Raw genomic sequence first — 22,047 nt, forward strand, 5'->3', positions numbered from 1 at the left:
CCCGCACATCAATGACCACAGACGCCACCCCCGATCCCAACACCGCGTCCCAGACCTGGCCGCAGATCCGTCCGGTTGGGGTGGATGGCCTCCTCGTCAGCTTTGCCGATGCGCTGGACGAGGCCGCAAACCGGGCTGCGTTGGCCCTGCGCGATGACATCAGCCGCCAAAACTGGCCCGGTGTCGAAGAGCTGTCGACCTCGCTGGTGTCCACCTACATTCGCTTTGATGTGATCACGACGGATCGCGCCGTGTTGTATCAGGCGCTGACCGATCTGCTGCACAGCCGCGACTGGACCAAACAACCGCCGCCACAGAACCGTCGCCTCTGGCGCATCCCGGCCGTTTTTGGCACCGATCTTGCACCACAGCTGCCGCAGGCCGCAGCCGCCGCCGGGCTAAGCGAGACAGAGGCCCGCGCACAGCTCGCCGCTGCCCGCGTTCGGGTGCAAGCCATCGGTTTTGCTCCGGGGCAACCCTATCTCGGGCAATTGCCCGAAGCCTGGAACATTCCCCGCCAAAGCCAGCTCACCAGCCAGATTCCTGTTGGCGCTCTGGCTGTTGCGATCCGGCAGCTGGTTCTGTTCTCCGTGACCACCCCAACCGGCTGGATGCATGTGGGACAGACTGCCGTGCGCCTGTTCCAGCCAGATGCCGAGAACCCGTTTCTGCTGCGCGCCGGCGATGAGGTGATGTTTCAGGAGGTCACGCCGGAACAGCTGACCAATATGAAAACTGACCCCTTCGGTGGCGCCACATCCGAGGTGCTGCGATGACGGAGCATTTGAAAATCCTCTCCATCGGGCCCGGCGCCTCGCTGCAGGACCGGGGACGTCCCGGTTGGCTGGAATACGGCGTGTCCCGTGGAGGCGCGGCAGATCTGCTGGCCCTCGCCGAGGGGGCCGCGTTGCTGCGCCAATCACCGGATCTGGCCGCGTTGGAACTGGCAACCATGGGGGGTGAGTTCGAAAGCAGCACAGACACCGTGATCGCCCTGACCGGCGCGCCCATGGCAGCGAGCCTTGACGGCACCACCCTGGCCTGGAACGCGAGCCACCACCTGCCTGCCGGTGCCCGGCTGCAGATCGGCGCAGTGCAAAAGGGCTGTTATGGATATCTGCACGTGGCAGGCGGCTTTGACGGACCTGCGCCCCTTGGCGCCCGGTCCGTTCATGTCGCTGCCGGGATCGGCCAACCCTGCAAAGCCGGTGACACCCTGCCGCTCGGGCCTGCAACCTCTACCCCCACGGCGGGGCTTGGGCTCACGGCCGAGAACCGTTTTGATGGCGGCACAATCCGCATCGTCGAAAGTCTGCAAACCACACTGTTCCCGGAAGCCGAGCGTCAGCGCTTTGAAAACACAGAATTTCGCCGCGCCAGCCGTGGCAACCGCATGGGCGTTGCACTGGACGGGGATGGGGCGTCATTCCAGCCGGATGGCGGCCGCACTGTGCTGTCAGAGGTGATCACCCCCGGAGACATCCAAATCACCGGTGACGGCACCCCCTATCTGTTGCTGTCGGAATGCCAGACCACCGGTGGCTACCCCCGGATCGGAACCGCGCTGCCCTGTGATCTGCCCAAACTGGCGCAGGCACAGCCCGGCACGCTGCTGCGGTTTCAGTTCATCAGCCAGGACGATGCAATCCAGGCAGAGCGCCACGCCGCGCAGGACCGGCAGACCTTGCCCGCGCGCTGCCAGCCATTGATCCGGGATCCACATAAAATGACCGATCTTCTATCCTATCAACTGATCAGCGGCGCCATCGCCGGTGACGAGGACGATCTGTAAGGAGCTGTGCCCTCATGACCAAAACCGTCGATTTGAACGCAGATATGGGCGAAGGCTTTGGCGCCTGGAGCCTGGGCGATGATGCCGCGCTGCTGGATATTGTGACCTCCGCCAACATCGCCTGCGGCTTTCACGCCGGGGATTGGGACGTCATGGCCACCACCATGGCGCAGGCCCGTGACCGCCATGTCGGCATCGGTGCCCATCCGGGGTTCCCTGACCTGCATGGGTTTGGCCGCCGCCGTATGGATATTGCACATGTCTCACTGGCCAATCTGGTGCGCTATCAGCTGGGGGCCGCGCAGGCCATGGCCCAGGCCACAGGCACCAAGGTGCGCCACCTGAAACTCCATGGCGCGCTGGCCAATATGGCCGCCGAAGATCACGCCATGGCACTGGCCTGCTACGAAGGCGCGCTTTCCGTGGATCCAGACATCATCATCATGGTTTTGGCAGGCACCGCACAACAGCAGGCCGTCACCACACTGGGCTGTCGCGCCGCCTGCGAGATTTTTGCGGACCGCGCCTACAACGACGATGCCACGCTGGTGGACCGCAAACTCCCCGGCTCGGTGATCCACGATCCCCAACAGGCCGGGCAGCGCATGGTGGATATGGTCCGCGAAGGAGCCATCATCACCGCCAGTGGCAAGCGAATCGAGACCCGGATCGACACCATCTGCCTGCATGGCGACACCCCAACCGCCGTGGCCATCGCCGCAGAGGTGCGCCGCCAACTCAACGATAGCGGTGTGCAGCTCGCAACCTTTGCAGGCGCCCCTCTCTAGGGGCGCATCACCGGGCAATTCACTGGACAATTCACCGGGTACATCACTGGGCCCATAACCAACTGGTATCAACCGGCGGCATCAGGGCGCGACATCGACCTCATAGTCAAAGACCAAAACGCCCTCGACGCCGCCCTCACATAGCGCAACCAATGCCTGACCGGCTTCTTTGTGCCGGGGATCTTCCAGATAGCGGTGCAAGGCGGCCCAACTGTCGAAATCGATAACAAACCCATGCAGATAACCACGCTCTATCTGCTCGGGGCTTTGGCTCCGCCCCCCGGACACGGACAAAATACCTGGCAGCACAGACTGCAGCGCCGCAAGCTCACGGACCACCCCGTCAACGGCGTGGTCCTCGACGCCCGATCGCAATCGAACCAGAACGATATGGCGGATCATCATCGGCCCCCTGCTGCTCACCCCCGCTGATCCGCTCATCTTGGTCCCGCACACCAGCGCTGTCTATCCTGAAAACCAGACCGAACGGTCGCAGGACCAAACCGCAGGTCATCGCAGCGAACTGCCGCAACGCGCCCTATTCTTGACAAAAGCGATAGGTTTTTTTAACCCTCGCAAATGGGCCCTGTGGCCTTGAACGTGTTTCGCCAGGACAACGGCCCGCCAGGGCGCTTGATCCAAGCCGGATAATGAACAAACCAAGGTGTAAAGTGCACCTCTCGTGGCCGGAGCATTTCATGATTTCCCTCATTCGCCGATCCCTTGCTGCGTCTTGCGGTCTGTCTGTTGCGTTGATGATGTCCCCACTGGCCGCACAGGAGGCCACGGCACCCGTGCAGCCGACGCTAGAGCAACCAAGCCTGGAACAACCCACCTTGGCGCAGCCCAATCTGACGCAGCCCAGTCTGACACAGCCCGGCCTGACGCAGAGCGCACCCGTAACCACTCCGGGTGTTGCAGCGGCGCCAACCTCAGAATCTCCCAGCGCGTCTGCCACTGCATCCCCCACAGCGACACCGGAAAGGGCGACTGTGACACCCGCAGAGGCAACGCCAACAGTCGCCGCTCCCGCCCCCACAGCATCCGAAGGCGCGACTGCAGACCTCCAGGGTATCCTGCAAGACAGCGCAAATGACGCCATGACCTTCCTGCGCGACGGCGGCCCATCCATTTGGGCCATTGCCGCCCTCTCTGTTGTGACCCTGGCGCTCATCCTGTGGAAAATCTGGCGTCTCGCCCTCATCGGGGCCTGGTCACGGGGCAAAGCCGGCAAAGCCGTCACCGCCTTTGAAACCGGAGATATCGCCACCGCACAAAGCATCGTGGCAGGCCGCCGCGGCATTCGCTCCCAGGTGGTCGCCGCCGCGATCCACGCCAGCAGATCCCTGCCAGAAGACCGCGCCCGCGAGGAAACCACACGGGTGGCCAAACGCCATCTGGCATCGGCAGGCACCGGACTGGGCGCGCTGGAACTGATCGCCACCATTGCTCCCCTTTTGGGCCTGCTCGGCACCGTGCTTGGCATGATCGCCGCGTTTCAGGCGCTGCAGGCCGCTGGCTCCAAGGCCGACCCCGCGCTCTTGGCCGGCGGCATCTGGGAGGCACTGCTGACCACTGCAGCAGGTATGGCCGTTGCCATTCCCGCCTCTGCCGCGCTGACCTGGTTTGAATCCGTGATCACTCGCATTCGCCAGGATCTAGAAGACAGTGCAACGCGGATCTTTGTGGCCCAGCAGCCCCACGATCTGAAACTCGCCGCCGAGTGAACCAATGCAGCTTTTGGAGGCCAAACGCCCGCGGCGCAAACCCAGCCTGACCCCGATGATCGACGTGGTCTTTCTGCTGCTGGTGTTCTTCATGCTGGCTTCTCGGTTTGGCACCGACGCCGTGCTGCAAATTCCCCTGGCCGGACAGGGCGGCAGCTATGATGGCCCGCCCCGGCTGGTGGACGTCAGCACCACTGGCCTGCTGGTGAACGGCATTGCCATTGGTGATGACGCCCTGATCGCAACGCTGACGCCACTGACCAGCAAACCCGAAGACATGATCATCCTGCGCGGACATGACGGCGCGACCCTGCAGCGGATCACCACCGTCACCGGGCTGCTGCAGGCGGCCGGGTTCCGCAATTTCGTCCTGGTGGAATAAACCGATGATGGAATTCAGCCCCCCACCCCGTCGTCCGCGCTCTGAATCCATTGTTCCGATGATCAATGTGGTGTTTCTGCTGCTGATCTTCTTCCTGATGACCTCGCGTCTGGCAGAACCGGAACCCTTCGACGTCACCCCACCCGAGGCCACGCACGAAACCGAACCAAGCGCCGAGCCCGTGTTGTTCATCAGCGCCGACAACAAGATCCACTTTGATGGCGCCGAAGGTGAGGCCGCGATAGCACGGTTGGCCGCCCAGACCGATCCGGGCGCAACCCTGCAGATCCGGGCGGATGCCGCGCTGGAGGCCAAAGCGCTCGCCACCGTTCTGCGCGATTTGGCCGCCGCAGGTTTGGCCCGCGCAGAATTGGTGGTCCGCCAGCCATGACCCACCCTGTTTTGCGCCTGTCCGAACTCGCTGTTTTTGCAGCCATTGCTGGGCTGTTGCATCTGGCCATTTTTACCCGAATGCCGCAATCCGGCGTCGAAGCCGCAGGCCAAGCCGGCATAGAAATGGTCTCGTTGGAGGCCGTCAACGCCACGGTCATGAAGATGGTCGAAGACTGGGAAACTCCGCCCAGCCTCACCTCCCAGGTGCAAGCGGACCAACCTGTCGTGAACGCGGACATACCAACGCCACAGCTGCCGCAACTGGATCTGGCCCAGGCCCCCACAACCGTGGCGCAGATCCCCATGGCGCAGCCCAATCTGCCAGATCTGCTCGTTGTGGACAGCACGCCACCACCGCCTGCTCCGAAGCCAGAACCGAAACCGGAGCCAAAACCCGAACCAAAACCCGAGCCGAAACCTCAACCAAAACCAAGACCAAAGCCTGAACCTCAACCCAAAGCCGCAGAGGCTGAACAAACCACAGCCGGTCGCGCCAAACAGCGCGCCGCGGGCAACGGCAACAGCAGCCAGGCTGGCAGTTCCGGCAGCAGCCAGGTCAGCACCGGAGACAGTGGCCGCCAAGCCAAGCTCTTGCAGGTTTGGGGGGCAAAAATTCGCAACCGGCTTGACCGCCAGAAACGCCGCCAGCGTGTTCGCGACAGTGGGTCAGCGAAAGTTCACCTTGTGATTGATCGCAACGGCACTGTGCTCAGAAGCGCCATAACCCGATCGTCAGGCAATGCCACAATTGATCAGGCTGTGCTGCGGACCGTGGCCAGTGCCGGGCGGCTGCCCAAAGCCCCAAAGGGTTTCGACAAGCCGCGGTTTGAATTCGCGGTGGAAATCGAATTCAAATAGTTGTTTTCGACGTCGTCGGCGCAGTCACTTAGCTGCTACCCCCCCAATCGCAGGTTTTAAATCACCGGTTTCAAATCACTGCCCCCCAATCGCCACGCCGCCCTCCGCCAGCAACTCTTGCACAAGAGGGTTGGGGAACCGACGTCGCAGCGTGATGGCATAAAATGTCTCGCGGATGCGCGGGTGTTCGCGTGCTTCCACCAGCCGCCCGGATGTCAGCTCATCCTGCACCACGATCGGAGCCACCAGCGCCAATCCGATGTCTTCGCGCGCCAACAGTCGCATCATCGCCATATCGTCCACTTCGGCCACCACCTGCGGCACCACTGACAAACGGCTGGCCATCGCATCAAAAGCAGTACGCACACTGCTGTCAGTGGTCGGCAGCACAAAGGGGTGTTCCGCCACCAGATCCCGCACCGGGGTTTCCGGATCAAACCGTCCAGGCGTGCCCACGATGCTCACCGCCTGATCCGCAATTTGGTGTATTTCATAAGGGGTTAGACTGTCTGTCGTCGGCTCCCGATTCATCAACACCAGATCCAGATTCAGCGTCTCCAAACCCGCCAACAATTCCGTCGGACTGCCAGAGCGCACAATCACCTCCACATCGTGCCGCGCCAGCATCGGGCGCAAAAACCCGATCTGAAAGTTGCGGGACAACGTCGCCAGGGCTCCCACCCGCAGCGCCTGACGGCTGCGCCCGGCATCCTGCAAAGTCGCAATCAATTCCTGCCCGGTGGCAAAGATCGCATCCGCATGATCCAGCGTGATCCGCCCTGCCTCGGTCAGGTGCAGCTGTCGCCCGCGCCGGTCAAACAACGAATGCCCCAACCGCTCTTCGAGCTGCTTGATCTGCACCGACAACGCCGATTGCGACAGGTTCAGCCGCTGCGCCGTGCGGGTCAAATTCCCATCATGGGCGACGGCCCAGAAATACCGCAGGTGATGATAGTTCAATGGCATTCATTCACTTTAGTCGAACGAAACAATGCGAACAATGAATTTTTCTAAATACTGGAACTGGTCTAGCTACCGCCGCAACGCAGCAGAAACCTGCTGCCGCCTGATGGGAGATCACTATGTTCCTTTATCTGCTGCCGCTTCTGGCACCTTTGTTCCTGCTCGCCATTGCGGTGCGCGCCCGCTCCACACCAGGCACAAGGCCCGGCGCTTTGCCGCGTCAGGCGGAATGGGCCGCGCTGGCCACATTTGCCGTCTCTGCCTTGTCCACGCTGATGCTGGTGATGTCCGGCCCCGGCAGCTCACCACTGGTGGGGCTCTTCGGGGTGGGCCTGTCGGTCCGCCTCGATGTGGTCAGCGCCACCATGCTCTGCCTGGTCAGCTTCATTGGCTGGATCGTGCTGCGCTACGCCGCGACCTACATGGACGGCGAGGCCCGCCAGGGCGCCTTCACCGGCTGGATGGCGACCACCTTGGCCGCGGTTCTGCTGCTGGTGATGTCCGGCAACCTGATCCAGCTGCTGCTCGCCTGGGCTGCCACCAGTCTCAGCCTGCACCAGCTGTTGCTGTTCTACCCGGAACGCACCACAGCCCGCCGGGCCGCCCGCAAAAAATCCGTGGTCGCTCGCGCCGGTGAAATCTGCCTGGCCATCGCGGTTCTGCTGTTGGTGATCACCTATGGCACCACCGATATCGCCACCGTTCTGTCCACGGCCACGCCCACTCTGCCAACCATCATTGCCGCCTTGCTGATCGCGCTGGCTGCGGTTCTGGCCTCGGCACAGTTCCCGGTGCATGGCTGGCTGACCGAGGTGATGGAAGCCCCGACCCCGGTCTCCGCCCTGTTGCATGCAGGCGTGATCAACGCCGGCGGCTTCCTGTTGATCCGCTTTGCCGATGTGATGCTGATCGCCCCCGGGATCATGGCGCTTTTGGTGATGCTCGGCGGGTTTACCGCACTCTTTGGCGGACTGGTCATGCTCACCCAACCCGCGGTAAAGACCTCGCTGGCCTGGTCCACGATTGCGCAGATGGCCTTCATGATGATGCAATGTGGCCTCGCGCTGTTCCCGCTAGCCTTGCTGCACATCGTCGCCCACTCTCTTTACAAGGCGCACGCCTTCCTCAGCGCTGGTGAAGCGGTCAAGGGCGTGGCCGCCATCCGCCGCCCCGGCCCTGTCGCGGTCCCCAGCGGGCGCAACGTGATGCAGGCCTTCGGCATTGGCATCGCCATCTATGCGCTGGTCGGCGGCACCTTCGGCTTTGATGGCAAATCGGTGCAGGCCATTGCCCTTGGGGTGATCCTGATCTTCGGTGTGGCCTATCTGCTGGCACAAGGCTTTGCCGATGCGGCCCCAGGTGCTCTGACCCGCCGCACCGTGATCTATGCCGCCGCCACATCCGTCAGCTATTTTGTCCTGCAAATCATCGCGTTGAAACTCACCGCCGGGACATTGCCCGCAACGCCACCCCCCGGCCCGCTGGAATGGGCGCTGATCGTCCTGGCCCTCCTCAGCTTTGGTCTCGTCGCCATCGCACAGGCCACATTCCCGCTCTGGGCCACCCATCCCGCAGCGGCCGGGCTCCGGGTCCACCTGTCCAACGGACTATACGCCAACGCGATTTTTGACCGGATCCTCAAGGGCTGGTCAGCCAGAGCCACCACCTGAACACGGAGCGCCTACAGATGTTTATGAAACACGAAACCTACCCTGCGGCTCTCCTCGAACTGGTGAGCATGGCCAACACCGCGGGCAAACAGATCCCGCCGCTGTTCCCGCTGACCTCCAGCGTTGCGGTGAACCCGTTCCTCGGCCAAAGTCAGGAGCCCCTGGCCACCGCCTCCGCCCGTTTGGCGCGGGTGGCAGGCCAGCGGATCACACCGGGCCGGGACCATTGGCGCGCCAAATTCGACAAGGGCGAGCTGACCGAAACGGATCTCAGCGATGCGATCGCCGCTGTGGCCGGCCCCTTTGATTCCCCCACATTGGACGACCTGAAACAGGCCCTGCAGAGCGAGCCGCAAACAAGCGCACAGATCAGCCCCCTTCCGACCGTTGCGGATCTCGCCAGCGAGGTGTCCGGCATCGATTGGTCCAGCCTCGTCCGGGAGCGGATCGGCGCTTTTGCCGCCAGCCATTTCGATCAGGGCCAGGCCCTGTGGCAGCCGGATCGCACCGGCGGCACCTTTGCCGCGTGGCGCCAGTTTGCCTCTCGTGACCTGACCCCCGAAATTCACGGATTAAAAGGGTTCGGCGCCTTTGTATCCGCAACCAACCGCTCGCAATGGCGTGCGATCGGCCGGGCCTCCGAAACCCTCGGCATCACCTTCGAAGCCGCCTCAACCGCGTTTCACCGCTGGCTGATCACGCTGGAAGGCTGGGCGCAATATGGCCGCTACCTGCTGTGGCAGGCGGAACTGGCAGGTGGAAGCGACACCACCACGGCAGAGCTGCTCGCCATTCGCATGGTGTTTGATGAGGCGTTGTTTCATCAGTACCGCGATCAGATCCAGTCGCGGTGGCAGGACATTGTCGCCGCCCACGAAACGCCGATCACGCCCACGCGGGATCTGGTCATCGATGCCATCCTGCAGGAAGCCGGTGACCGGGCGCAGCAACGCCAACTGTCGGCGACCTTCGCCGCGCGCCCAACGCCAGAATCCCGCGCAGACGACAGCCGTCCTGCGCTTCAGGCCGCATTCTGCATCGATGTCCGGTCCGAAGTCTTCCGCCGCGCCTTGGAAACCCAGGATAAGTCCATTCAAACAATTGGATTTGCTGGATTTTTCGGCCTCGCGGCCAACCACTCTGGCGCAGGTTCCGATGTCTGCGAGGGCCGTGGCCCCGTCCTGCTGAACCCCGGTGTCACCTCAACCGCGCAGGAACCGCAGGACCGGGATCTCGCCCGCCGTTACGCCGCCCGCGCCAAACGCGCCTGGGGCCGGTTCAAACTGGCGGCGGTCTCCTCCTTCGCCTTCGTCGAAGCGACGGGTCCCGTGTATGCTGGCAAATTGCTGCGTGATGCCTTCGGACACAGCCACAGCCACGCTGCGGACCCTGCCCCACAGTTGGATGACGCGGTTTCCCTGGACGAACGCATCACCATGGCCCGGACCATTCTGTCGGCGATGTCGCTCACCAACGGATTTGCCAAGGTTGTGCTTTTGGCCGGGCATGGTGCGGATGTGACCAACAACCCCCACGCCAGCGCCCTGCACTGCGGCGCCTGTGGTGGCTATGCTGGCGACGTCAATGCCCGCCTGCTGGCCGCATTGCTGAACGACAGCGCGGTGCGGACAGGTCTGCGCGATCAGGGGATCGACATCCCTCAGGATACCGTGTTTCTGCCTGCGCTGCACTACACCACCACCGATCGGGTCACGCTCTATGAACAGGACCTTCCAGCTGGAACCGGCAGCCGCCTCGCGGCTGAGCTAACCCAGATCCGCAGCTGGCTGAAAGCCGCAGGCGCACTCGCGCGCAGTGAACGGGCAAGCCGCCTGCCCCGCGCCAACACCGGCAAGGACGTGTTGCGCCGCGCAGGCGACTGGGCCGAGCTGCGCCCGGAATGGGGCCTGGCCGGTTGCCGCGCCTTTGTGGCCGCGCCGCGCGGTCGCACCGAAGGCACCAGCCTCGCAGGCCAGTCGTTCCTGCACAGCTATGACTGGACCGCGGACGATGGCTTTGGCGTGTTGGAGCTGATCATGACCGCACCCGTGGTGGTCGCCAGCTGGATCAGCCTGCAATACTACGGCTCTACCGTTGCGCCCGATCTGTTTGGCGGCGGCAACAAACTGTTGCACAACGTGGCTGGCGGTATCGGCGTGCTAGAGGGCAATAGCGGTGCGTTGAAACCGGGTCTGCCGTGGCAATCGATCCACGATGGCGACGGCTATCAGCACGATCCGCTGCGCCTGTCCGTCATCATCGAGGCACCACAAGAGGCCATGACAGACGTCCTGAAACGGCACCCAAATGTGCGCGCACTGTTCGACAATCGTTGGCTGCATCTCATCGCGATGGACAAGGATGGCCAGCTAACCGCGCGCTATGATGGCGATTTGACCTGGTCACCAATGCCCACTGCTACACCACAGCAGAAAGAAGGGCTGACCATCGCGGCAGAATAAGCCGCGTCACGGCATGCCACTGGTCCCGTCCCAGCGCACCATGCGCTTTGGGGCGGGGCTGCGGCGTAAATACAGAAATCGGACTGGGCCACGTCGATTAACTTGGTGGGGCCCCAGCCCCAGCCTCAGTCGCGGTCTCGGACGCAGCAGGATCGAACGCATCGGGCTCCAGCTCCTGCCAGAACCGAATGATCGCCGCAGCGTTCAGCGCCGAACGCCAACCATGTTGGCGAAAATGCTCACGGTCCAGATCGCTGTCGAGCCCGGACAGAAACAACCGCCGATCCGCATCCCGTTGGGTGGGGTTTCGCCGCGAAACCAGTTCATCGACAATATCCAGATGTCGCGCCCGTTCCTGCCGTTCCGCCCGGCGCGCGTCAAAGGCGGCGTCTTCCTCCGCTTTCTCAGCCGCACGCACAGCCTGCGCCTCCAGGATGCGCTGTTCGGTTTCGGGATCCATTTGCACACGCGCCGCGGATTGCCCCGCCTCCGTCTGGCTATAATCACCATTGATCGCAGCCCGCAGGTAGCCAAGCGGAGATTTCACCCCGTCCTGCCCGATCACATAGTCCAGTTTCTCCTGCACGTAATCCTGCCCATGTTCGGTGATCCACTGCCGCGCCAACCTGTCCGACACCCCCTGCCCGCGCAGCGCCTTATACACCGGGATCTGGCGCAGACCTTCGCTGTCATCAATCTGGAACATCGCCATCTGCGGGTTTTCACGGATCACGAACCGAATGTCGCTGACCGCCCTGCCCTTCTTGCGCGTTTGTGGTTCAATAATAATGTCAGAGCTTTTGTTGACCTCTGCCACCGCGGGTTTGATGATCTTCGCATTGAGATGTTTGAAGCTCTCATAATAGGCGGAGCCATCCACCCCCATCAACTTGCGGAAAATATCGAGCGACCACCACCCGGTCGATCCGGTGCGCACAAAACGGTAGCAGTTTTCATAAAGCGCCAGCCCATGCCCGGAGGAGAAGTTGCGCTGGATCTTCACGTTGATCAGCGCATAGATTTTGGGGTCATGCAGTTTCAGCGCCAGCGCCGGGGAATAGGCATATTCACAGACGCCATTCTTCAGCTTCGCAAAACTGAGCAGCGAAGACACCCCCCATTCCTGGTGGCCCTGCTCGTCCAGCATATCCCATTCCGCAACGGTTTCCGCCAGCGCCCGCAGGCTGGCGCGCAGACTGTCCATATCGTTGGAATTATAGCCGACCATCATTGCCAGCGTGCGCGCATCAATGGTGTGGCTGCGTGCCGAGGTCAGCGTGTCATAGGCATTGAGCAACAGGACATTCGACAGCTTGCGCTGCAACAGGGTCAGCTTGCCGCTGATGTGAATGGCGGCGACATTCTTCTTCACCGTTTCGCGGGTCAGCGCGCCGGTCAGCCGGTCGCTGTCAAACACTTGCTCTGCCATGGAATCGTTGCTCTTTGTTATGACCGCAACTGTCGCACAACAGACCGCAAAAAGGAACCCGTTTGCAATTGGCCGATGGGTGCCTTTAAGAAATGACGCAGCTCAGGCCAACGCCAGCGACCCGGTTCCGAAAGGTACCCATCTGCAGGATATGGCCTGGCTGCAAACCGCGCCGCACCGCATGAAATTCGAATCGGGTGGTGGGGCTCCATCGGCACAAACCCCCGCAGAGCGCCACAGCGCGCCGTGAGCGCCAGGGTCTAAAATGACCGCAATAGTGTCAAAAACACCGCAGTCAGAGTCCAGAGCGCTCGCTCAGCGATCCTGGCGTGATATGCCAAAATGAGAGAGACAGAAAAACGTCGATCCCGAGAATCGGCACCTTTGTTCCCGCTGTTAGGACCCTTAAATCCTGTATATGGGTGCCATTCATCCTGTAGATGGGACCCATTGATCCCGTACCCGGGTCCTCAAAGGGGCTTAAGCGATTGTTTTTGAGTATATTCCTGGGGCTAAAATCTTTAAACTCATAAAAAGATTCAAACGTTTTAGTGTGCTTGTGTTTTTTCTTTGATTGGAATTTTCGCAAGTTCTCAAGGCAAACCCCTGGAATATGGTCAGTTTCGCCGCGAAACCGGGGAAAGGCACCTGAAAAAATATGTCACTTGGGTCCGTCAGCTCTAGGCAGATCCGGATATGTTTCCTATTCTGCTGCACATAAGCAAAAATGCAAAACATGCAGTGAGATCCAGCACAATGACCTCTCCCCCTCTGCCGCCCTATTTCAATCTGGACCCAAAGGCCGCAGCTGACAAATTGCCGGATCCGATCCAGACCACGCGTTTCGCCAAAGCCGCTGCCATGTGCACCAAAGGCCGAGAGGATCTGGCGCGCCGAGGCTATGCGCCGGATGGCGAAAAACGCCTGCGCAAATTCTCAACCTGGGAAATCACCCGCTATCTGATCCCGGTCGCCCCACAGCATTTGCGCCGTGTGCTGAAAAACAATCCCGACCTGCCACAGGGCGAGGGTGAAGGTGGATCAAAATGGTTTACCCTCGAAGAGGTTCTGCTGCTGCGGCAGCACTTTGCCAATGAAGGCGTCTCCACCAAAGAATACCTGCCCTACCGGCCAAAGACTGCGCAGGCGAAGGTGACCGCTGTTGCGAATTTCAAAGGCGGTGTTGGCAAGACATCCACAGCCGCGCATCTGGCGATGTCCGCGGCGCTGGATGGCTACAAGGTGCTGGTGATTGATCTCGACAGCCAGGGGTCAATGACCTCCATCCTCGGCGGTAAGGTTGAGGACGAGTGGTCAACGGTGTTCCCACTGATCGCCAAGGATTATGCCAAAGCCGTGGTTGAGGAAAACGCCGTGCGCGCCGCAGCCGGGCAACCGGAACTGCCGCTAGATGAAACGCTCAGCGAAGCCCTGCAAGTTTCGTCGCGAAACGTCATCCAGAAAACCCATTGGTCCAACATTGATCTGATCGGCGCGCAGCTGAACCTCTATTGGGCGGAGTTCCAGATCCCGGTCTGGCGCATGGGGTTGCGCAGCTGGCCGCTTTGGGATGCGCTGAGCAATTTTCTGGAACAAGAGGGCATCCTGGATGACTACGATATCGTGTTCCTCGATACCCCGCCTGCCCTTGGCTATCTGACGATCAATGCGCTTGCGGCGGCGGATATTCTGCTGGTGCCGCTTGGGGCATCGTTCCTGGAGTTTGACAGCACGGGGCGGTTTTTCGACATGCTTTATTCGACGTTCGCTTCCATTGAGGAAGGCGAGAACGTTGCACAGCGTGCGGCAGGGTTACCAGAAATTAAATTTGAATGGGATGTAGTAAGAGCGCTGATCACGCGCTTTGACGCCAGTCAGCAGACGGACATGGCGAACGTGATCCAAGCTTACTTCGGCGATTTCATGAACGCTTACCGTCAGGATGTCACAGCTCTTGTGGGCCAAGCCGGAGAACAAGTGAATGGAATCTATGAAGCGGACTATCGTGACTTCAACCGCGATACCTACGTACGCGGTAGAGAAACTTTTGACCGGACCTACGCAGAATTCAAAGAGCTGCTTATCGGCAGCTGGTGGCGGGACACCCAAATGGAGGAGGCACCGCAAGATGGCTAAACGCAGACGACTGATGGCCCCGGACGCAGCGGAGATCGAAAAGATCGAAGAAGGTTTCGCGGCGAAACCGGGGATCAACCCCTTTGAGGCACCTGCCCAGAGCGCGCCGCCAATCGCCAAGGTTTCGGCCGAAGCCGCGCAAATGCATGCGATGACCTCTGTTGCGGACCGGGTTGAGGTGGCGCGCGACAAGGCAGATGCCGACAAATGGCGCGCTGCGGATGATGCGGGGCAGATCGTGCGGTTGGTGTCGCTCAACACCATTGATCGCGATTATCTGCGCCGTGATCGCACCCAGCTGAGCGAAAGTGACATGGAGGAGTTGCAGAACTCCATCCGCGTTAACGGGCTGCGCAGCCCCATTGAGCTGGTCGAAAACGAGGGCAGTTTTGGTCTGGTATCCGGGTTCCGGCGGCTGGAGGCGTTTGCCCGGTTGAACCGCATCGAACCTGGGTTTGAATCGATCCCGGCCTTTATCCGTCGCGGCGCACAAAGCGCGGATGCCTATGTGTCGATGGTGGAGGAAAACGAACTGCGCGCCAATCTGTCGCCATACGAACGGGGGCGGATTGCTGTGTTGGTTGTGGGGCAGGGGGTGTTTGATACCGTCGAAGCCGCAGTTGAAACCCTGTTTGCGGCCGCGTCAAAGGCGAAACGCTCCAAAGTGCGCAGTTTCGCTGCTGTGCACGAAGGGTTAGGCGATCTGCTGCGCTATCCTAATGCGCTGTCTGAAAAGGCGGGGCTGAAGCTGGCTGCTGCTTTGCGGGCAGGCGGGCAGGGCGCGTTGAGAGCGGCGCTTGCCGGAGCCGGGCCCGAGGATGAGCGCGCAGAATGGCGATTGCTGGAGCAGGCCCTGGCCGGGCTGGAACCGGCGTCGGATCCGAAACCTCGGGGTGGTCGTCCGCGCCAGGTGACGCGTTTGTCGATGCGCCAGCTGTCTGGCGGCGGTGCGCTGAGCGCGGAGGTAACACCGACAGCGTTGCGTATCGATCTGAAAGGGCGCAGCCTGTCGAGTGAGGAGGCAGATGCCCTGCTGCTGATGATCGCGCAGAAGCTGGATCACCAATAGGCCCCAGGCCTTTGCCCGCAACCGTGAGGCCCCGCACTCTGGAGGGCTGAAATTCTAGTGGGCAAAGGCCGGGTAGGGGCGCGGGCAGGGGCGTGGCAGTGGTCAGCCTGTTTTGGGCATCTGTGCCACCGCCGTATTCGCCGCCATTGTCTGGGACGTACTGGCAGTTGGGGTTGACGCATCAACAGCCTGCGCGGATCTGGGGAAACTGATCGAGAAGATTGACCCGCGCGGGGTCGCCGAACTGATCCAGACCTTGCCACCCCAGCTGTCGACGGTTTTGCGAATGAATGCGAGCCCGAGACCAGAGCCGTCGGTTCGTGCAGACAGCCGCTGAAACGGTTCAAATACCTGCTCGCGCTGGTTTTCCGGGATGCCGGGTCCGTCGTCCTGAACCTGTAGGATGACCTGATCTGCCTGGGTTTCGCAGCGCACACTGATGCGGCCGAAATCCTTGTCATGGTGTTTGATGGCATTGTTCAGCAGATTGCGCATGACCATTTCAAAGGCCGTCGGATTGACCACGAGATCGGGGATATCGTCCTGAATGGTGATCTGAAATCCGGTCCGGGGCTGCGCCACCTGCAACACCTCTTGCAGGCGCAGGGAGGGGGAGAAGCGTTCGGTGGTTTGGCTTTCGCTTTCGGTTGTTGCGTAGACGGACAGATCCTGGATCAGCCGCAGCATCTGGCGGGTCACCATCTCCAGCTCTTGCCAATTGTCCTGCACCTCTGCGGGCAGGGTGATGTTCGCGCTTTGCAGGTCTTCGGTGATGAATTCCAGCAGGTTGATCTGATTGAACAGTGGCGTTTTGAGATCATGGGCCGCGATGGCAGTGAAGGTGCGCAGCTTTTCGTTGGCGGCCTCCAGCGTCGTGGCTTGCTGGCGGATCAGATCCTGTTGTTCCTGGATATGGGTGATGTCCACTCGTATGGTGCCGAAGTGGTTTTTCCCAAGTGGCATATCAGTGGCCTGGAATACGCGTCCATCGTCCATGCGCACGATGCGGGTTTTGTTGGCCCCGGAACGCATATCGCGCAGGACGCCATCAACATGGGCGGCGGTCTGTTCCATGGTCCAGTCGTTTGGCACGGTCCCGTTGGTGTAGGAGCGCATCAACATATCGCGCATGTTTTCGCCGGCTTTCAGGGAAGGGACCATTTTGGGGAACACCTCTTCGAACCCCTGGTTCCAATGCACAGCGCGCAGGTTTTTGTCGAAAATGACAATCGCGGCGGACACTTGGTCGAGGGCGCCAATCAGCAGTTGATCGGCGCGGTGCACACGCTGCAGGTTTTCGGAGCGGCGGCGGTAAATCACTGCGCGGGAGGCAAAGAAAATCAGGACCAGCAACAGGGCTGCGGTGATGCCGACAAACCAGCGGAACGCCTCGGTATCAAACATGCTGGTGTCGCGACCGTACCATTTTTCCAGCAGTTTCTGGCGGTCATCGGCGCTGATCTCATTGCGCAGCACCTCGTTCAATGCGGCTTGCAGTGCGGTTTTGGCCGGGGGCAGCAGGATGCCCGCAGGGCTGGAGGTCAGGGCGGGTTCCAAGGCGGTGACGCGGGTGTCGATCGACAATTCGCGCAGGCGTTTCAGCAGATTGGCCGGGGCGGAAACAACAGCGTCGAGATCCCCGGACAGCAGTGGAATAACCATGTCATCGGCGGTGTCAAATTCGACGATGGTCACGCCAGGGATCGCCTTGGCGCGTGACAACGAAAAGCTACCTTTTACCGCTCCGATTGAGCCGCCTGTTAACTGTTCAATCTGCGTGATATCCGACTCTTTGACCACAAAGGCGTTGATTTCGAAATCAAACACCGGATCGGTGGCGATGGTGTTCTCCAACCGGCTTGGGCTGAGGGCCATCATGGTGGTGGCATCCGCCCGCCCGTCTTGTAGCGTTTGCAGCTGTCCGGCAGGGTTGAGCGCAGGGATGAAGCGGACATCATAGCCTGCTTTGCCCGCGATCAGGCGAAATAAATCAATGGCATAGCCCCGTGCGATGCCATCCGTGTCGGTAAAGGCATAGGGGTTGGATTCGCCATAGCTGACCCGGATGGGTCGGGTTTGTGCCTCGGTCCCCAATGGCAGGCTTATCCCCAGCATCAGCAGCAAGGAGAAACACATGAGCAAAAGAGCAGGACGTCGCAAGTTTAGGTTCCTCAAGGCAGGCTGGTTCATCGTGACCCAGATTTAAGATCTGACGTTGTGAAGTAAATCTATCGTTAATTGACTTTTACCAAGTGGCGCAAGTTTTAGCGGTATCAGGGCGTATGCCGCACATTCGGGGACCCTGGTGCGTTGACGTATGCCTGTGTCGGGCAGGGCCGTTCCGATTGGGGCTGCGCGGTTTGACCTGCGGTCGGATCGAGATAATTCGTTTGGGTAATCAAAACGCACGTGGTGGTCGTGAACCTGTGATGTTTCCATGTTTGCATGACCCGCCAGATAAATGTGGCGGTTAACCGGCCCCAACGGCAGTCGAGCAGAGGTCAAAGACCATGTCCCAAGGTGATACGCCGCGCGATGCAAACGGTGACCGGTTGCAAAGCCGCGCTGTCCACAGTGCTGACGGCGCATCTGATCATGCAAATGGCGGGCCTGACGTGGCCTTGACCCATGGCAGCCGTAGCACAGACGAGCGCGCAAGCGATGCGCGGGCGGGGCGCGCGGTGGCGATCCCGTCGGGCCGTTTGCAGCGGGTGGCGCGTATGGGGGGCATGGCGGCCCAGATCGCAGGTGGCGTGGCGTTGGATGGTGCTGCGCAGCTGTTGCGCGGGCAGAGGCCGGATCTGCGCCAGTTGATCCTGACACCCTCGGCGATATCGCGGCTGACGCAAGAGTTGGCGCGGATGCGTGGGGCGGCGATGAAGATGGGCCAGCTGCTGTCGATGGATGCGGGCGATCTGTTGCCAGAGGAGCTGTCCCAGATCCTCTCGCGTCTGCGCGCGGATGCGGATTTCATGCCGCCCAAACAGCTGAAACAGGTGTTGGATGCGGAATGGGGGCCGGGCTGGCAGAAACGCTTTCGCCGCTTTGACGTGCGCCCGATTGCAGCGGCCTCCATTGGCCAGGTCCATCGGGCGGTGCTGCCCTGCGGCGAAGAGGTCGCGATCAAGGTGCAATATCCGGGTGTTGCGCGCAGTATCGACAGTGATCTGTCCAATCTGGGCAGCCTGTTGCGGGCGGCGCGGGTGTTCCCGCCGGGTTTTGATCTGGAGCCCTATCTGATCGAGGCCCGCAAACAGCTGCATGAAGAGGTGGATTACCGGCGCGAGGCGCAGGAGATGGCGGCCTATGCGGCCCGGCTGGAGGGGGACGCGCGGCTGTTGGTGCCGCGTCACTATCCGCATCTGTCCACCGGATCCGTGTTGGTGATGCAGTTCATGCAGGGTCAACCGATCGAACAGGCGGTGGCTGCCGCGGGGCTGCAGCGCGACGGTATTGCCCGCGATCTGCTGGCGCTGATGCTGCGGGAGCTGTTCGAATTTGGCGTCATGCAAAGCGATCCGAATTTTGCCAATTACCTTTGGCAGCCGGACACTGGCTGTATTGTTCTGTTGGATTTTGGTGCCACGCGCGGATTGGACCCTACCACTGTGACGGGCTATCGCAATCTGCTGCATGCGGGGTTGGTGGAGCGCACACCTTTTGCAATTGAGCGGGCTGCCGGGGCGCTTGGCCTGTTGCCGCAGGATCTGCGGGCGGATCACCGAGCGCGGTTGCTGGCGATGATCGAGCAGGTGCTGGGTGTCCTGCGCCAGCCGGGCAATTTCGATTTCGCGGACACCTCCTTGGCGCAGCAGTTGCAGGCTGAGGGGATGGCAATGGTGCAAGAGGGTATGGCACCGCCGCCCGTGCCGATGGATGTGCTGTTTGTGCAGCGCAAATTGGGGGGGCTGGTTCTGCTGGCCACGCGGTTGGCGGCGCAGGTCGATCTGGCGAGCCTGTTGGACCCTTATACGCGTGCGGATATCGCCGCCGCCGAGTAGCGTGGTTTGCGCCAAAAGTGTTCTTTAGAGACGTATTTTGTGGTCATACCAGCGGGGTGACGCAGCTGAGGTCGCTGGCGATCCGGATCATCGCGGCCGGGTGGCGCAGCGGCTGGCCCAGATGCAACCGCCCGACATGAGACAGGCCCATCAGATCGGCGGGCACAGAGGTTGCGGCCGCCAAGGCCGCGGGCAGGGTCACCCCAACCTCGTGATGCAACAGTCGCAACGCCTGCGTCAGGTCCAGATCAGCGCCAGCCAGCGTACCATCTGCCAGGGTCAGCCTGGAGGGCGCCTGCGATGATGCGCTGCGGTCGCGGTTGATGCGGCGGCCATCAAGGTGGAAATGATCCAGATCGGTTCCGGCCACGGCCATGGCATCCGTGACCAGGAACAGCTGTCCGGGGCCCTGTTTGGCAGCCCAGGCCCGGCGCAGGGTGACCGGATGGACATGGATGCCATCTGCGATCACCCCTGCGCTCAGCTCCGGTCGGTCGAGCGCGGTGCCGACCAGGCCGGGTTCTCGGCTGGTCAGGGGGCTCATGGCGTTGAACAGATGGGTGACGCAGCGCGCCCCGGCCTGAACGTAGCGTAGGGCGGTGTCATAGTTGCAGGCGCTGTGCCCCAGGGACACCACCGCACCAGCCTGTACCAACTGTGCGACCTGATCTGTGGTGCAGGATTCCGGGGCGATGGTCAGCATGAACGCAGGCAGGGTCTGGGCCGCATCAATCAGCAGGTCGAGATCTGCCGCCGTCATCGGGCGGATGAGAGCCGCGTCATGCGCACCTTTGCGCTGCGGGTCGAGGTGGGGGCCCTCCAGATGCAGGCCAGCGACGCCGGGCACGCCATTGGCCAGGGCGGTTTTGGCGGCCCAGATGGCGGCGGCGGTGGTGTCATAGCTGGCTGTGATGAGGGTGGGCAGCAGAGCGGCCGTGCCAAGACGGCTGTGCGCCGCTGCAATCTGCCCCAAACCTTCGGGTGTTGGGGTGTCATTGACCATCACGCCGCCGCCGCCGTTCACTTGCAGATCGACATAGCCGGGGGCGATGATATCCCCGTTGATATCGATCCGCTGGCCGTCTTTTTGCAGGGCGATCGGACCCATATCGCTGAGGCAGCCCTCTGCCACGCGGATGGCGGTCTGTTCGTGCAGGTGATCGCCATCAAAGAAGCGGGCGTTGACGTAGATCTGCGCTGTCATCATAGCTCCCCCTTGGTTTGTAGCTCTGCGCGAAACTGGCGGGCCAGGATCAGCGCGCCCTCTAGTGGGGTGGCCAGTGGTGGCAGCAGTTTGGCTTGCACGGCTTGCGGCAGATAGAGCGCGAGCTGTGGCCCGACGCCGCCGGTCAGGCAGAGCGGGGTGTCGGCCAGCCAGCCAAGGCGCTGCAGATCGGCCAGCAGGCGGGCAGCACCGGTTTCCAGCACCGTTATGGCGTGGCTATCCCCTGCGGTGGCGGCGGTGGTGATCTGCTGGGCCAATTGGCCCATCACGCTGGGGCTGGTGGTCTGGGCAAAGGCGATGATGCCATCGCTGCCACCAAGTTCTGCCAGCAGATGCTGGGTCAGGGCGCTGTGCGTATAGAGCCCATCGCAGCAATCGAGGCAGCGGGCCAAGATCTGGCGCACCAACCAGGGCGCGCTGGCGGGATCGCCCAGCACCGGACCCCAACCACCCGCAAAGCGGCGGCTTGCCCCCAGTTGCAGACCCAGAAAAGAGCCGGTTCCGCAATGAGCCAAGGCCCCATCGCGCCTAGTTTGGCATAGGCCATGGGCGCCTGCCAGAGCGGCGGCGCGGTCCTCTTCGACCCGGGCGTGGGGGCAGGGCAGGGCGGCAGCGATGTCCTGCGCAATCTGGGTGCTGGTCACCCCTGCAAGGCCGAAATAGGCGGGCAGGGTGTGGAGCGCGTCGGTGCTGATCTCGGCGGCAGTTGCCAGTTGCTGCAGGCCATCCGTGATCTGCGCCAAGGCGGCCGCTCGGTCGCTTGTGACATTGGCGGGGCCGGTCTGGATGCTGATCTGCCGGGTGTCGTTGGCCAGAACCAGGCGGCAGTGGCTGCCACCACCATCGACGGCAAGGACGGGGTTGAGAGCGGGATCAAGCATATCCAATGGCTAAAGCATTGGCGGGCCGAGAGAAAGACCTGTTGATCAGCGCATTGGCGATACCACCGCAGAGGTAAGCCGTTGGCGCAGTCCTGGTTCTGCGGCGCCTGTCAGGGGGAGGTGGTCACGCGTGGGGTCTGGCACGCGCATGGGCTAGAACAGCGGCTTAAACACAGTCCAAGACGTCGGGCCAGAACACCGGGCTGAAAATGCGGGTCAAAGCCCTGCTGGTGGACCGATGCCAGACGTGGTCTGGATGGCGCAGCTTGCG

Annotated in this window: 18 protein-coding genes; 12 read left to right on the forward strand and 6 right to left on the reverse strand. The window is 61.8% G+C overall.

Going from position 1 to position 22,047, the window contains the following annotated elements; all coding sequences use genetic code 11:
• Positions 1 to 11 precede the first annotated feature (11 nt).
• The 3 genes from Q0C28_RS08915 to Q0C28_RS08925 are packed head-to-tail and all read left to right on the forward strand — an operon-like array spanning position 12 to position 2,580.
• Positions 12 to 776: a carboxyltransferase domain-containing protein gene (locus Q0C28_RS08915; RefSeq protein WP_293574946.1), complete on the forward strand. Its 765-nt coding sequence runs from the start codon at positions 12 to 14 to the stop codon at positions 774 to 776.
• Positions 773 to 1,792 carry a biotin-dependent carboxyltransferase family protein gene (locus tag Q0C28_RS08920; protein WP_293574948.1) on the forward strand — a complete coding sequence of 340 codons (1,020 nt, stop codon included), beginning with the start codon at positions 773 to 775 and terminating at the stop codon, positions 1,790 to 1,792. Before Q0C28_RS08915 ends, Q0C28_RS08920 begins: the two co-directional genes overlap by 4 nt.
• A 14-nt stretch (positions 1,793 to 1,806) precedes the next feature.
• A complete protein-coding gene (locus Q0C28_RS08925) occupies positions 1,807 to 2,580 on the forward strand; it encodes a 5-oxoprolinase subunit PxpA (RefSeq protein ID WP_293574950.1) in 774 nt (257 codons plus the stop codon).
• Between the two features lie 81 nt (positions 2,581 to 2,661).
• Here the strand turns inward: Q0C28_RS08925 and Q0C28_RS08930 are convergent, their stop codons facing one another.
• The gene (locus tag Q0C28_RS08930) at positions 2,662 to 2,985 is read right to left on the reverse strand and encodes a Dabb family protein (protein ID WP_293574952.1); all 324 of its coding nucleotides are present in this window, start codon (positions 2,983 to 2,985) and stop codon (positions 2,662 to 2,664) included.
• A gap of 293 nt (positions 2,986 to 3,278) precedes the next feature.
• Between Q0C28_RS08930 and Q0C28_RS08935 the strand changes: the two genes are divergently transcribed.
• The 4 genes from Q0C28_RS08935 to Q0C28_RS08950 are packed head-to-tail and all read left to right on the forward strand — an operon-like array spanning position 3,279 to position 5,940.
• The gene (locus tag Q0C28_RS08935) at positions 3,279 to 4,307 is read left to right on the forward strand and encodes a MotA/TolQ/ExbB proton channel family protein (protein ID WP_293574954.1); all 1,029 of its coding nucleotides are present in this window, start codon (positions 3,279 to 3,281) and stop codon (positions 4,305 to 4,307) included.
• A 4-nt stretch (positions 4,308 to 4,311) separates the two neighbouring features.
• Complete coding sequence (locus Q0C28_RS08940) at positions 4,312 to 4,689, forward strand: biopolymer transporter ExbD (protein ID WP_293574956.1); 378 nt, start codon at positions 4,312 to 4,314, stop codon at positions 4,687 to 4,689.
• A 7-nt stretch (positions 4,690 to 4,696) separates the two neighbouring features.
• Positions 4,697 to 5,080: a biopolymer transporter ExbD gene (locus tag Q0C28_RS08945; RefSeq protein WP_293574984.1), complete on the forward strand. Its 384-nt coding sequence runs from the start codon at positions 4,697 to 4,699 to the stop codon at positions 5,078 to 5,080.
• Complete coding sequence (locus tag Q0C28_RS08950; RefSeq protein ID WP_293574958.1) at positions 5,077 to 5,940, forward strand: TonB family protein; 864 nt, start codon at positions 5,077 to 5,079, stop codon at positions 5,938 to 5,940. The genes Q0C28_RS08945 and Q0C28_RS08950 overlap by 4 nt, the downstream gene beginning before the upstream one ends.
• A 75-nt stretch (positions 5,941 to 6,015) precedes the next feature.
• On the opposite strand, the gene Q0C28_RS08955 is transcribed toward Q0C28_RS08950, so the two are convergent.
• A complete protein-coding gene (locus Q0C28_RS08955) occupies positions 6,016 to 6,906 on the reverse strand; it encodes a LysR family transcriptional regulator (protein ID WP_293574959.1) in 891 nt (296 codons plus the stop codon).
• Positions 6,907 to 7,022: 116 nt separating this feature from the next.
• On the opposite strand from Q0C28_RS08955, the gene Q0C28_RS08960 reads away from it, so the two are divergent.
• Positions 7,023 to 8,573 carry a proton-conducting transporter membrane subunit gene (locus Q0C28_RS08960; protein ID WP_293574961.1) on the forward strand — a complete coding sequence of 517 codons (1,551 nt, stop codon included), beginning with the start codon at positions 7,023 to 7,025 and terminating at the stop codon, positions 8,571 to 8,573.
• Positions 8,574 to 8,590: 17 nt separating this feature from the next.
• Positions 8,591 to 11,035, forward strand: coding sequence for a YbcC family protein (locus Q0C28_RS08965; protein WP_293574963.1), 2,445 nt, complete (start codon positions 8,591 to 8,593; stop codon positions 11,033 to 11,035).
• Between the two features lie 97 nt (positions 11,036 to 11,132).
• Here Q0C28_RS08965 and Q0C28_RS08970 read toward each other — a convergent pair whose 3' ends face one another.
• Positions 11,133 to 12,464 carry a replication initiation protein gene (locus Q0C28_RS08970; RefSeq protein ID WP_293574965.1) on the reverse strand — a complete coding sequence of 444 codons (1,332 nt, stop codon included), beginning with the start codon at positions 12,462 to 12,464 and terminating at the stop codon, positions 11,133 to 11,135.
• 756 nt (positions 12,465 to 13,220) lie between these two features.
• Between Q0C28_RS08970 and Q0C28_RS08975 the strand changes: the two genes are divergently transcribed.
• Together Q0C28_RS08975 and Q0C28_RS08980 are read left to right on the forward strand one after the other, a co-directional pair.
• On the forward strand, positions 13,221 to 14,600 hold the full coding sequence (locus Q0C28_RS08975; protein WP_293574967.1) for an AAA family ATPase: 1,380 nt from the start codon (positions 13,221 to 13,223) through the stop codon (positions 14,598 to 14,600).
• Positions 14,593 to 15,669, forward strand: a complete 1,077-nt coding sequence (locus Q0C28_RS08980) for a ParB N-terminal domain-containing protein (protein WP_293574969.1) — start codon at positions 14,593 to 14,595, stop codon at positions 15,667 to 15,669. Before Q0C28_RS08975 ends, Q0C28_RS08980 begins: the two co-directional genes overlap by 8 nt.
• 102 nt (positions 15,670 to 15,771) lie before the next feature.
• Here the strand turns inward: Q0C28_RS08980 and Q0C28_RS08985 are convergent, their stop codons facing one another.
• Complete coding sequence (locus Q0C28_RS08985) at positions 15,772 to 17,829, reverse strand: transporter substrate-binding domain-containing protein (protein WP_293574971.1); 2,058 nt, start codon at positions 17,827 to 17,829, stop codon at positions 15,772 to 15,774.
• A gap of 350 nt (positions 17,830 to 18,179) precedes the next feature.
• On the opposite strand from Q0C28_RS08985, the gene Q0C28_RS08990 reads away from it, so the two are divergent.
• Positions 18,180 to 19,670: an AarF/ABC1/UbiB kinase family protein gene (locus Q0C28_RS08990; RefSeq protein WP_293574973.1), complete on the forward strand. Its 1,491-nt coding sequence runs from the start codon at positions 18,180 to 18,182 to the stop codon at positions 19,668 to 19,670.
• 43 nt (positions 19,671 to 19,713) lie between these two features.
• On the opposite strand, the gene nagA is transcribed toward Q0C28_RS08990, so the two are convergent.
• Together nagA and Q0C28_RS09000 are read right to left on the reverse strand one after the other, a co-directional pair.
• The gene (nagA, locus tag Q0C28_RS08995) at positions 19,714 to 20,877 is read right to left on the reverse strand and encodes an N-acetylglucosamine-6-phosphate deacetylase (protein WP_293574975.1); all 1,164 of its coding nucleotides are present in this window, start codon (positions 20,875 to 20,877) and stop codon (positions 19,714 to 19,716) included.
• The gene (locus Q0C28_RS09000) at positions 20,874 to 21,776 is read right to left on the reverse strand and encodes a BadF/BadG/BcrA/BcrD ATPase family protein (protein WP_293574976.1); all 903 of its coding nucleotides are present in this window, start codon (positions 21,774 to 21,776) and stop codon (positions 20,874 to 20,876) included. Before Q0C28_RS09000 ends, nagA begins: the two co-directional genes overlap by 4 nt.
• Between the last annotated feature and the right edge of the window lie 271 nt (positions 21,777 to 22,047).

This window comes from Phaeobacter sp. (assembly GCF_022825805.1).
GTDB lineage: Bacteria > Pseudomonadota > Alphaproteobacteria > Rhodobacterales > Rhodobacteraceae > Phaeobacter.